The 12,116-nt window shown below is 46.2% G+C and carries 8 protein-coding genes; 5 read left to right on the top strand and 3 right to left on the bottom strand.

All coding sequences use genetic code 11. The features are described 5' to 3' along the window. Nucleotides 1-39: 39 nt before the first annotated feature. Nucleotides 40-1,428, bottom strand: coding sequence for an extracellular solute-binding protein (locus QP420_RS04690; RefSeq protein ID WP_481616689.1), 1,389 nt, complete (start codon nt 1,426-1,428; stop codon nt 40-42). Between the two features lie 272 nt (nt 1,429-1,700). Between QP420_RS04690 and QP420_RS04685 the strand changes: the two genes are divergently transcribed. After that, entirely contained in the window at nt 1,701-2,717 is a 1,017-nt protein-coding gene (locus QP420_RS04685; protein ID WP_481616688.1) for a LacI family DNA-binding transcriptional regulator, read from the top strand. A 15-nt stretch (nt 2,718-2,732) separates the two neighbouring features. On the opposite strand, the gene QP420_RS04680 is transcribed toward QP420_RS04685, so the two are convergent. Further along, nucleotides 2,733-3,506, bottom strand: a complete 774-nt coding sequence (locus tag QP420_RS04680; protein WP_481616687.1) for a TraX family protein — start codon at nt 3,504-3,506, stop codon at nt 2,733-2,735. 345 nt (nt 3,507-3,851) lie between these two features. Then, nucleotides 3,852-5,567 (bottom strand): alpha-amylase family glycosyl hydrolase, encoded by a 1,716-nt coding sequence (locus QP420_RS04675; protein ID WP_481616686.1) that lies wholly within the window; start codon nt 5,565-5,567, stop codon nt 3,852-3,854. A 549-nt stretch (nt 5,568-6,116) separates the two neighbouring features. Here QP420_RS04675 and QP420_RS04670 point away from each other — a divergent pair. From QP420_RS04670 to pulA, 4 genes are all read left to right on the top strand, one after another. Then, nucleotides 6,117-7,346 (top strand): extracellular solute-binding protein, encoded by a 1,230-nt coding sequence (locus tag QP420_RS04670; RefSeq protein WP_060786437.1) that lies wholly within the window; start codon nt 6,117-6,119, stop codon nt 7,344-7,346. Between the two features lie 168 nt (nt 7,347-7,514). Beyond that, nucleotides 7,515-8,918 (top strand): carbohydrate ABC transporter permease, encoded by a 1,404-nt coding sequence (locus QP420_RS04665; protein ID WP_016839868.1) that lies wholly within the window; start codon nt 7,515-7,517, stop codon nt 8,916-8,918. Continuing rightward, nucleotides 8,915-9,835, top strand: a complete 921-nt coding sequence (locus QP420_RS04660; protein WP_004131368.1) for a sugar ABC transporter permease — start codon at nt 8,915-8,917, stop codon at nt 9,833-9,835. Before QP420_RS04665 ends, QP420_RS04660 begins: the two co-directional genes overlap by 4 nt. Nucleotides 9,836-9,942: 107 nt before the next feature. Continuing rightward, nucleotides 9,943-11,934, top strand: coding sequence for a type I pullulanase (gene pulA / locus QP420_RS04655; protein ID WP_481616685.1), 1,992 nt, complete (start codon nt 9,943-9,945; stop codon nt 11,932-11,934). Nucleotides 11,935-12,116: the final 182 nt, after the last annotated feature.

The following is a 12,116-nucleotide window of genomic DNA, read 5'->3' as shown; positions in this document are numbered from 1 at the left end:
TTAAATCGACTATTTCTAGCTGCCTAGTCTGCTTTATTCTTACTTATGCTCTTTGAAGAACTCGTACTTACTTTCTGCAGACATAAACTTAGAATTCTTCATATCTTTGACCATTGTTGCTTGAGCCTCTTTGATTGCAGCATCAATAGACTCACCATTTTGCATAACGTTCTGGAAAGCAGCCTTGCTACTTGTTTCCACAGTAGAAGGCGTGATTCCTGGCCAGATTAGGCGATCTGCACGCGGTTGGATCGCAGCCATTACTGGAGCCTTTAGAATCTCAGGATCGTTTTGCAAAGACTTCTTTGCTGGGAACGAGTTCAAATGTTTTACCGCCGAGCGAATAAACGCGTCGTTAGCAAGAATGAACTTAATAAAATCTTGAGCAACCTCTTGCTGTTCTTTTGACTGATGAGCGTTAATTCCTGGAGTGGATTCGCCGTTGAAGCGGTCGTAAGCAAATGGCTTTTCTTTTGTAAATGTTGGAGTTGGGAAGATTCCGTATTCAACATCTGGGTACTTTTCTTTTAGCACACCTTCAAGCCATCCCCAGGCATAAACCATTCCAGATTGACCGTTTCCAAAGCTCTGAGTGTAATCTGTACCAAAGTCGGTAGAAATAACCTTGTCTTTGTCGTACAAATCCTTCAAGAACTTCATGTTTTCACGCGTGACTTTGTTGTCATAATTAGGCTTCTTGCCACTTGCATCAAAAGCAAGCTCGCCACGCTGATAGTTCAATCCTTGATTGATTGCAGCATAAGCATCGCCATTCACGTTGAATCCAGCCTGTTCCATCTTGGAGCCGTTCCACTTAGTGAGTTTCTTTGCCACTTCGCGCAACTCATCCCAGGTTGTAGGAATGTCTGTCTCGGTTAAGCCAGCTTCCTTCCAAAGCTTCTTGTTGTAGTAAATGTTTCCCGTATTAATTACGGAATCAATGTACTTTACATTACCTTTAGCATCTTCATGCGCACTCGCCGTTGCATAATCCGATTCCATAGCAGCCTTGTCAATCTTGTAATCGGCAGCATATGGGCGAATAAGCTCATCCTTGGAATTGTGAATATTAAACAAAGCTGGGCCTTTTGTTCCCTTTAGAGCAAGTGGGAGCTTTGTCCAATAATCATCCCAAGCAACGTTCTTAGTCTTAAACTTTACATTTGGATAAATCTTTTGATAATCCTTAATCATGTCGTAAATCGGATCTGTGGATGCGTCTCCCCAGCTCCAATACTCAAGCTGGATTGGCTTTCCTTGATTTACTAAATGATTTGGGTCGTACTTTAAAGCTTGACCCATAACAGCTAGGCCTTTGTCTTTCTTTGTATCGGTTACTCCTGCTGCACCATTATTCCCACATGCGGCAAGCGTAGAAATCATGCCCAAAACTGCTATACAGGATATGCATATTTTTTTAATCTTCATTGTTACTCCACTTCCTCGTGAAATTGATGGGTAATTTTATAATATTGCTTTATGTTTGGTGCGGTCAAACATTAAAAATGTAAATGTAAAGGTTTTCATTTTAAATCCCTAATACTAGGCGATTTTTGCAAGAATAAACGCCCTTTAGACGGCGTGTCTAAAAATGTAAACCTTTTCATTTATGATGACTAGAAGCATGGTAATTAAAAAGAAATGCAGTTAAAACAGTGTAGTTAAAACAGTGTAGTTAAAACTCTTAAAAGAGGTGCGATTTGTCAAAAACTAGTATTTGCGATGTAGCAACACTGGCTGGTGTATCAATTGCAACCGTCTCCAGAACATTCGCGCATCCAGAAAAAGTATCAGCATCTACTCGCGCAAAAGTTATGCGCGCCGCCGAACAGATGGAATTCACTGTTTCTAGAACCGCTGGGGAACTTAAAACAGGTAGGTCATACCGAATAACGCTTCTAATCGGAAGCAGCAAAATCGAATGGTTTAGCTCCGCGATTATAGAAGGCCTAAATAATGTGCTACAAAAAAATGGATACGACCTTGTAATCTACCTTTTAGAAGAAGTTGAGCAAAGAAAAACCTTCTTTAAAGAATTGCCTTTGCGCGCAAACACAGACGCAATAATCGTATCTTCATTCGACATAAGTAACAGTGAGGCAGAACAGTTACAGCGCATAAATGTGCCAATTGTTGGAATAAACTGTACAGCTTCTAAAGTGCTTTCTGCATCAATCGGAATCGACGACTCGTTCGGTATAAAACTTGCGATTCAACACTTAGCAACATTAGGGCATAGGCGTCTTTTATACGTGTATGAGCATTTTTGTTCGCCTTTCCACTTTAGCTCGTCAAGAAGAATCACAAGCTTTGAGAATGTGTGTAGAAACATTGAAGGCATGCAATGGAAAGTGCTGCCAATAGACACCAAAGATGACCCCATAAATGCCACACTTTCCGAAATTTTTGCACAAGATAATCCACCTACCGCAATATGTTTCCACCAGGATTCAACAGCAATGCCATTTTTGTTTAGATTGCAGAAATTGGGGATTAGAGTGCCAGAAGATTTGTCGATTATTGGATTTGACAATGGCACGTATGCAAAAGAGGCAGAGCTAACTACGATTCGTCAAAATCCTAAAATTATGGCGGAACAGGCTGGCAATATTGCAATATCACTTATAGAAGGCAAGCCTGTGGCAAGAAGGCATATTACAGCCCCGTTGCAGCTTATTATAAGGAAATCTACGGCTGCACCTAAAGCAAAATCGTGAATACTAAGATAGCACCTAAAGCAGAATCGTGAACACGCTTGCGATTACAAGCATAAGCGGATACCACGCATACATAAGCCAGCGGAATTGCTTAGTTTGCTTAGGGCCGTCGCCATACGGACTGCGATAGTGCAGCACAGCCACGCCAACACCTGGCGCCAAAAGCGACATAGCGCCGAAAGCGCCTGCAATCAGTTCCATGCGAATCTCGTGGTTTTCTAGGAACCTAAAAATCAGCACAAATCCTAAAAGTAAAGCTCCGCCCCAAAAAATATTCTGCCTAAAGCCGACTTTGCCGAAAAGATTCCACAATATTCCTGCAACCAGGATCACTGCGATTGACGCCACTTTTTGCGCGCCCTTAAAACGCGCACGAACCATGTCGATTCCCGAAAGCACAAAAAGCGCAATAACAAGCCCAAACACTGGGTTTTGCGAGCGCATGTCGAAAGCGCAACCAAAGGTTGTAAAGTCGTACGGAACCTCGCAAATAAGCGCCAGCACAAGCAGCCGAAGCGTGTAAAGGTTTAGGTTATGCGTGTTTTGATATCCGCGAACGAGCAGCCACGCGTACCACGGCAGAGCCGACCAGCTTATAACTTCGCACACTACGGCGGCGGTGAGGCTCCACATGTTGGAGTTGGAAAGACCGCCAAAAAGGTGCGGAATCACGGTTGTGCCAAACGCGCTGAGCATCATCATTACAGCGCCGAGCAGCTTGAACTTTCTGAGCGTAATCCCCATTTTTATGTTCTTGTCTGCGCGGATCTTTGGTTTTAGCGCGTCCATAATTCACCTCTTGCTCGCAGCGTGGCGTTAAGTGCGTATAGCTTTTGCTGTCATTGCATAATCATTGCAATTGTATCAAACCCAGGCTTAAATCTCTGCAGTGCGCTTTTTCTTTTATCCCGCGTTTGTTCCCTTTTGCCCGCGTTTGTTCCCATTTTGACCCATTTCGTAAACAAACTCGGGCACACTTCCCCGCGTTTGTTCCCTTTTACCCGCGTTTGTTCCCTTTTTGACCCATTTCGTAAACAAACTCGGGAGATTTTTCCCGAAAATGTTGTTCAAAACGGCAAAATCAACAACAAAAAGCGGAAATATCGTTCGCGCAACGCCAAACGATGAAACGGATTACAAAACAAACACGGCAAAGGACTGCGCGCCGAGTTTAAGCGCGGAAGAATCGCAAGCAACCGCTCCAATCGAAATCCGCGGCTGCAAAATCGCCTCTGGCGTAAGCCCTGCAAGCGCGCTAAGCGCAATCGTCTCCTCGTTTAATCCAGGATTCATAACCACAATGATTCGTTCTGTAGAAGATTCGCCATCCGCGCCAGCCGACCCATTCGATCCAGCCGCGCATCGCTCGTACGCAAAACTGCGACCATCCACAGGCGCGTGCAACACTCGCCAAGTGGCATCCGCATGCAACGCCGCGCATTCGTGACGCAAAGAAATCAGCGCGCGCACCCAGTTAAGCAGCGAATCACCATTCTGCTCCTGACCCAAAACCGTTGGAATCTCGCCACTTTGCACGGCCTGCTTACGCGAGTTTGCGCAAGTCCTTCCATCCGCGCGCGCCTCAACAGGCAAATACAACTTCGACTTTGCGGCCGTGGAGAATCCAAAATTCTTAGAATCATCCCACTGCATTGGCGTGCGCGTGCCCGTGCGCGCATAACCGCCCTCTTTTGTAGGAATGTCGCGGTATTTCATGCCGATTTCGTCGCCGTAATACACAAACGGCACGCCTGGCATTGTAAGAATCATGCCAAACGCAATCCGCCTTTCGCGCTCGCTTAATCGCGGAGCAAGGCGCGGAGTATCGTGATTGCACGTTATAAAGCTAAAGTAGCCCTCGTTGCAAGTGGCCTCATACTGCGGGCAATAATCGTCTAAAAATGGGCAAATACTGCCGCCGCCGCGCGCGTTAAAGTAGCTGTGATCGTGCTCGGGATTGCTATCTAGCGCATTATCCACATCTCTAGCCAAGCGCGCATAACCGTTTGGCTGCCCATCCCAGCGCCAATTCAAATAGAAGTCCATGTCGAACCCAGCAGCCAGCGCCTGACGCGGCCTGCCCCACTCCGAAACGAAAGCAGCCTGCGGATACTCGGCTTTTACAGCACCCAGCATTTCTTGCCATGCGCGAATCGTGTTGTCTTTGCCAAGACTTCCCGGGCCATTGTTGTCGTCGTTTTTTACAAGCGAATCCGCCATATCTACGCGGAATCCATCCGCACCGAGTGCAAGCCAGAATCGCATAACATCAACCATTGCGGCACGCGTTTGTGCAGCCTCCGTGGAATCTGGCGCGGATTGCCACGCGCAATCCCTATGCGCAAAACCGTAATTTAACGCTGGCTGGCACTTAAAGAAGTTAAGAATATACGTGGCATCTCGCTCACTTTCGCCGCCAATAAACGGCATGGAATAGCCACTAAACGCGCTGTCTGTCCATATATATCGCTTGCTAAACTCGTTTTCTTGCGCGCGCGAGCTTTGCTTAAACCACTCATGCTCCTCGCTTGTGTGCCCTGGAACAAGGTCTAGCAGAATGTGCATTCCGCGATTGTGCGCCTCGCTAAAAAGACGCTGCAAATCCTCGTTTGTGCCGTAGCGCGCTGCCACCTTTTTGTAGTCGCGAACGTCGTAACCCGCGTCTTTAAATGGCGAATCGTAGCAAGGATTTAACCAGATTGCGTTGCAGCCAAGCGACTTTACGTAGTCAAGCTTTTCGATTATGCCTGGAATGTCGCCGATTCCGTCGCCGTTTGAATCGTAGAAGCTTTGTGGGTAGATTTCGTAGAATACGGCGTCGCGCAGCCATTGTGCATGTTCGTTTTGCATATTTCCCTCATTTTGTTGGCGTGACTTGTCTTGTCTTTTGTCTTATCTTGTCTTTTATTTTGACTTATCTTTCGTCGTGACTTGTCTAATCCTATTTTACTATTCACTTTCCCGCATTTGTTCCCCAAAACACCAAAAATGGGAACAAACACGGGCAAAAAGAAACAAACACGGGCAAGTGTTCCCGCATTTGTTCCCAATTTGACCCAAAACGTAAACAAACACGGGCAAAAAGAAACAAACACAGGCGCGAAGGCAGGTCAAAGCGCAACCAATCAATGATAAAATTCCGATAAATTTACTGATTTACAAAATAAAATACAACTTTTTATCAACAGCAATCAGTTTTGCCGGAAATTTTTCTAATAGTATGCAACATGATTTGCAAACTACAATGTATACGTGTATACTACACATTGCTTATAAACAGATTTCAACAACAAATGTGACGCTGCAAAAACGCAGAGAAACGTCGAAGTTGCGCCACATGAAATTTGTTACTATGCCACCAAAGAACATGCCAAGCTGGCATGATATAGGAGGTCAAGGATGACGAATATGAAGAAAGTGCTGGGCGCAGGCCTCGCAATCGCCACTATGTTTGGATTCGCCGCATGCGGTTCTAGCACCAATGCTGGCTCCAGCAGCAAGTCAAACCCAGTAAAGCTCACCGTATGGTCTTCTTCCGAAGATCAGAAGGCTGGCGGCTGGATTCAAGCTATGGAGAAAGCCTTCCAGAAGGATCACCCAGAAGTTACTTTTAAGAACGCTGTTGTTGCACCACCAGATGCTGCTAAGACAGTTAAGCAAGACGCTAAGGCCGCTGCCGATGTTTACCTGTTCCCTAACGATCAGCTCGGCGACTTGGTAAAGGCAAACGCAATTGGCGAGTTGAGCGATGACGCTGCCAAGCAGGTTAAGGAAGACAACGATGAGACCATCATCCAGTCTGTAACCGCTCAGGACGGCAAGCTTTATGGCGTTCCATACATGGGCAACACTTGGTTCATGTACTACGATAAGTCCAAGTTCACCGACGAAGACGTTAAGTCCCTCGATAAGATGCTCGAAAAGGGCAAGGTTGCTTTCGATATTAGCAACGCTTGGTACCTTCCAGGCTTCTACCTTGATGGCAACATGACCCTCTTCGGCGAGAAGAGCAACGACGGCAAGGCCGGCATCAAGATTGGTGATAAGGCTGCCGAAATCACTAAGTATGTTGCAAAGCTCATTCAGAACAAGAACTTTGTAATGGATGGCGACGGCGCTGGCTTGTCTGGCATTAAGAACCACACTGTTGACGCTTACTTCTCTGGCTCTTGGGATGCTGGCGACGTAAAGAAGGCTTTGGGCGACAACTACGCTGCTGCTCAGCTTCCAAAGTTTAAGTCCGAAGACGGCGAGCACCAGATGAAGTCCTTCGCTGGCTCTAAGGCTGTTGCTTACAACCCTAACTCCAAGGCTCCAGAGATGGCTGCTAAGTTCGCTGCATTCCTCGGTTCTAAGGAATCCCAGGAGCAGATGTACAAGCTTCACGGCGACATCCCAGTTGCTAAGGCTTTGAGCGATCTTGTTAAGGATAACCCAGCCGCTGTTGCTCAGATGAACACCATTGCTAACACCTCTGTTTTGCAGCCAACCGTTCCAGAAATGGGTGCCTTCTGGGATCCAATGAAGACCTTCGGCACTGCATTGGCCAACAAGGAAGTCAACGACGGTAACGCCGCTGCAAAGATTGCAGACTTCCAGAAGGGCTTTGAGGAAGCTCTTAAGAAGTAGCGAAATCAGTAAGTATTAGCACTAAGTACTAACTTACAAACTATTTTCTAAACTCAAATTCTTGTTTAGAAAAACACGGCAAGGACGCCCCGCTCCCCTAAGAATAGTAAATCGGGGCGGGGCGTTCTTTGCTTGTATAAGCCCCACAATTTTACGGAAAGGCATGTCATGACTGGCACGACATCCACCAAGCGAGGGAAGCGAAAGAAGGCACCTTCTGCCGATGAATTTGTGGCTCCTTCGCAATACTCATTACAGGAGGCTGCAAAGCACGCAGACGCACTGTCTTGGGTTTCGATAATTATCTTTGGTTTTGGTAACTTCGTTCGCAAACAGTACGTGAAAGGTCTCGTATTTCTTTTATGCGAGGCTGGAGTTCTTGCCTTCTTGGCCACAACTGGCGCGGAATATCTGCCAAAATTCGGTACGCTCGGCACTAGAAAGCAAGGCAGAGTAAAGATTAACGGCTTCTGGCACTACGTTGCTGGAGATAATTCTGTTGAGATTTTGCTGTATGGCGTTATGAGCATTGCAGCAATTATTGTTTTAGTTTATTTGGCTACTTTATCTTTGCGCAGCGCATACAAGGCTCAATCCTTTGTAAAGCGCGGAGAAAAGCCTATCACCTTTGTTAAAGATGTTGAATCTTTGCTCGACCGCCACGCGCACGTTGGTTTTATGACTCTTCCAACCGCTGGAATTGTTCTGTTTACGGTATTGCCATTAGCATTCATGATTTCAATGGCATTTACAAACTACGACCGTGACCACACACTTCTTTTCCACTGGGTTGGTTTAGACAACTTTGTTAAGATTCTTGGAAACACAACTGGAACCATTAATGCTGGAATCTTCTTCGATGTTTTGATTTGGACCCTTGTTTGGGCCTTCTTCGCTACGTTCTTGAACTTCTTCTTTGGCATGTTTATGGCAATGATTATTAACAGACGCACTACCCGCCTTAAGAGCTTGTGGCGCATCTGCTTCTCTCTTACAATCGCAGTTCCACAGTTTGTGTCTTTGCTTGTTATGCACAGCATGCTTCAAAGAGATGGCGCCATTAACCGCCTTCTTATCTCTTCTGGCTGGATTCATTCTCCACTGCCATTCTTCCAGGATGCTACTTGGGCAAGGGTTACCGTTATTCTCATCAACCTTTGGGTTGGTATTCCTTACACAATCATGCAAATCACTGGTATTTTGCAGAATGTTCCAGCAGAACTTTACGAAGCAGCAGAACTCGACGGTGCAAGCTGGTGGCAGCGCTTTATGAACGTTACTATGCCATACATCTTCTTTGTTATGACTCCATACTTAATTACAACGTTCACTGGCAATGTTAACAACTTCAACGTTATTTACCTCTTGTCTGGCGGCGAGCCAACACCAATCGGCTCTTCGGCAGGTAAGACTGATTTGCTCATCACCTGGCTGTACAAGCTTACGGTTGATAAAGATAACTACAGCATGGGCGCGGTAATCGGCATTATGACATTCATTGTGCTTGCGATTGTTGCTTTGATAACATACCGCAACTCTGGCTCCTACAAGAATGAGGAGGGATTCCGGTGAGTAATAAGAAGGATCTTATGCAAAGCGAACAAACTGTGCATAGTACACGCAGCGTTCCATTCTGGCGCGATCAGCGCGTGCGCCGCATAATCGGAGATATCATCACTCATATCTTCCTGATTATTATGTCTATTATTTGGCTCGCGCCAATCGTATGGGTGTTCTTGGAAAGCTTTAACCAAAACACCGCTCCATACCAGACAACGTTCTTCCCAACTAAGTACACGTTTAACAACTACATTCAGCTGTTTACTGAGCGAGAAGTTCTTGACTTCCCACGCATGTTCTTAAACACCTTGATTGTGTCTATTTTCGTGTGCATTATCTCTCTGTTCTTCGTGCTTGTAGTAGCGTTCTGCATGTCTCGCTTGCGTTTCCGCGGTCGTAAGACATTTATGAACATTGCTTTGATTCTTGGCATGTTCCCAGGCATCATGGCAGTTATTGCTATCTACTTCATTTTGAAGGCTTTTGGATTGACGAATGGCTCTGTTGTTCTTATCTCCCTGATTATCGTATACTCTGCTGGTAGCGGCATGGGCTTCTACGTTATGAAGGGTTATATGGATACGATTCCAAAGTCTTTGGACGAGGCGGCCTACTTGGATGGCTGCACAACTTGGCAAGTATTCTATAAGATTATTCTTCCAATCTGCAAGCCTATGATTGTGTTCCAGGCTATTGTTAGCTTCTTGGGTCCATGGCTCGACTTCGTTCTTGTTAAGACGATTGCTCGTACCCAAGATAATTACACTGTGGCTTTGGGCTTGTACCAAATGTTGCAGAGAGAATACATTAATCACTGGTTCGCACGATTCTCCGCTGGAGCTGTGTGCGTTTCCATTCCAATCGCAATCCTGTTCATTGTCATGCAACGATTCTACGAAGAGTCGATGTCTGGCTCTGTTAAGGGATAGTAAACTCTGCAGCAATTGTGGGGTTTGAAAAATGGGGGCCGAACGTTAAAAGCGTTTCGGCCTTCATTTTCTGCTCAATACTTTAAAAAATATAAAAGGATATATTCATGACGTTCCCATCTTCAACACAATGGCCAGTTTATTCGGGTCAGCTCGGATTCTCACTTAACGAAAAATCGACCACATTTACGCTTTGGGCGCCAACAGCATCATGCGTAACACTGCGACTTTTTGAAACAGGAAACAACAGCGAACCGTTTAAAACACGCGATTTAAAGCCATTGCGCGACGGAGCATGGAGAACGTCAATATTGCAGAGGCTAGATGGCGTTTACTACGACTTTCTTGTTACTTTTGCAGACGGAACAGTAAATCGAACAAGCGACCCATGGGGCGTGGCTAGCGGCGTAAATGGCGAGCGCAGCCTTGTTATTGACGAAGATCGCGTGTCTCCTGCAGGCTGGCACAAAGATAAATCGCCAGAATTTGTGCGCCATGCAACTGTTGTGTGGGAAATGCACGTTGAAGACTTTAGCAGCAATGAAAATGGCGGATTTAAGCCAGAGCACCGCGGTCAGTATCTTGCTTTTACAGATTCGCATACGACTTTAGATGCAGATAGCAACTTCCCTACTGGAATTGACTATCTTAAAAAACTTGGCGTAACTCACGTTCAACTAATGCCAATCTACGATTTTGCAACTGTGGACGAGGTTGCGATTGATGCAGCGCGCAAAGATGGCGAAAGCGTTGATTCGCTTTACAATTGGGGCTACGATCCGCACGCGTACAACGTGCCAGAAGGCGCATACTCCAGCAACCCGTACGACGGCACGGTAAGAATCCGCGAGTGCAAGGCAATGATTGGCGCTTTGCACAAGAATGGCATGCGCGTAGTGATGGATGTTGTTTATAATCACATGTTTGAAGCCGCGTCGAACGCGTTTGAAAGCGTTGCTCCTGGATACTTCTGCAGGCGTAAAGAAGATGGCGGATTTGCAAACGGATCGGGCTGTGGAAACGAAATGGCTTCCGATCACCCAATGTTTAGGCGTTTTATGATTGAGTCTATTTTGCATTGGGCGCGCTGCTACCATGTGGATGGTTTTAGGTTTGACCTTATGGGCTTAGCGGATGCGCAAACTTTGAACATGATTCGCGCAGAACTAGATAAGCTTGATGGCGGCAAAGATATTCTTATGTATGGCGAGCCGTGGGGCGCGGGTGCTGCAGCTGTTGGTGATGACTGCCCTATGGGAGATAAAGCTGGGCGCGGCTTCCTTGATTCTAGAATCGGCTGGTTTAGTGACGAGTCTAGAGACACGCTTAAGGGCAACGTTATGGATCATCACGACCGCGGCTATGTAAACGGCAACGAGTTTTGGACGGCGGATCCTGTGCGAAACGCGTTTAACGGCTGGCGTGGCATGCCTTGTGCTGGCAAGAGTGTTGGCCAAATTGTGCAATATGTTTCTGCTCACGACGATTTGACTTTGTGGGATAAGCTGTGCATTTCTATGCGCGACAACGCGTCTAGCTGCGATTTTGACGCAAGTGATCCAAACAGTGTTGCAGACATCTTCAGCGCAAACATTCTTAGCGCTGGCATAATTTTGTGCTCCGCTGGAATGCCATTTATGCTTGGCGGTGAAGAGTTTGGCCGCACAAAGCACGGCTGCGATAACTCCTATAATCGCGGAGTTGCTATGAACCAGCTTGATTGGTCTAGAGCTAAGCGATTCCAGCCACTTGTGGACTGGTATAGCGCACTTATAAAACTTCGCGCTAAGAACGCTGATTTCTACGATGCTCAGCACACTCGCCTTACGGCATCCGATAACTCCATTCTTGCAGAGCAAATTGGAAGCGACTTGATTGTATGCGCAAATCCTATGAAAGATGCGTCTGCAACGGTTGATTTGCCTGCTAAATCTGCAAGACCGTGGCGCTGTGTGTTGGATTCCAGCGAGTACTTTGATAAGTGGACGGGGCACGACTCTGGTAGCCGCGCGGCAATGCTTTGCGACGATAACGGCGCTCAGCGAGCGATTCACATTCCGCCGCGTACTTTTGTTGTGTTAAGCAACAAGCGCGCTTAATCGCGCGAGTTTTAATTGCTCGAGTTTTAATCGCTCGAATTTTTTGAGTGCGCGAATCGCATTTTATCCCGATTTTGTTCCCTTATTCTTGTGATTTGGAAACAAAGTCGGGATTATTTTTTAAAGGCAAAACCTTGTAATTTCCTTAATTGTTCCTTATAAATTGCCAAAGTGAGCGAATT

The organism is Bifidobacterium sp. UMB1197 (assembly GCF_030217745.1).
Taxonomy (GTDB): domain Bacteria; phylum Actinomycetota; class Actinomycetes; order Actinomycetales; family Bifidobacteriaceae; genus Bifidobacterium; species Bifidobacterium vaginale_B.
This window is presented reverse-complemented; position numbering and strand designations above follow the sequence as displayed.

Excerpts from the sequence above, each read along its gene's own strand:
- QP420_RS04690 (WP_481616689.1), bottom strand. The coding sequence starts at position 1,428 with ATGAAGATTAAAAAAATATGCATATCCTGTATAGCAGTTTTGGGCATG.
- QP420_RS04680 (WP_481616687.1), bottom strand. The coding sequence starts at position 3,506 with ATGGACGCGCTAAAACCAAAGATCCGCGCAGACAAGAACATAAAAATG.
- QP420_RS04675 (WP_481616686.1), bottom strand. The coding sequence starts at position 5,567 with ATGCAAAACGAACATGCACAATGGCTGCGCGACGCCGTATTCTACGAA.
- QP420_RS04670 (WP_060786437.1), top strand. The coding sequence starts at position 6,117 with ATGACGAATATGAAGAAAGTGCTGGGCGCAGGCCTCGCAATCGCCACT.
- QP420_RS04665 (WP_016839868.1), top strand. The coding sequence starts at position 7,515 with ATGACTGGCACGACATCCACCAAGCGAGGGAAGCGAAAGAAGGCACCT.
- pulA (WP_481616685.1), top strand. The coding sequence starts at position 9,943 with ATGACGTTCCCATCTTCAACACAATGGCCAGTTTATTCGGGTCAGCTC.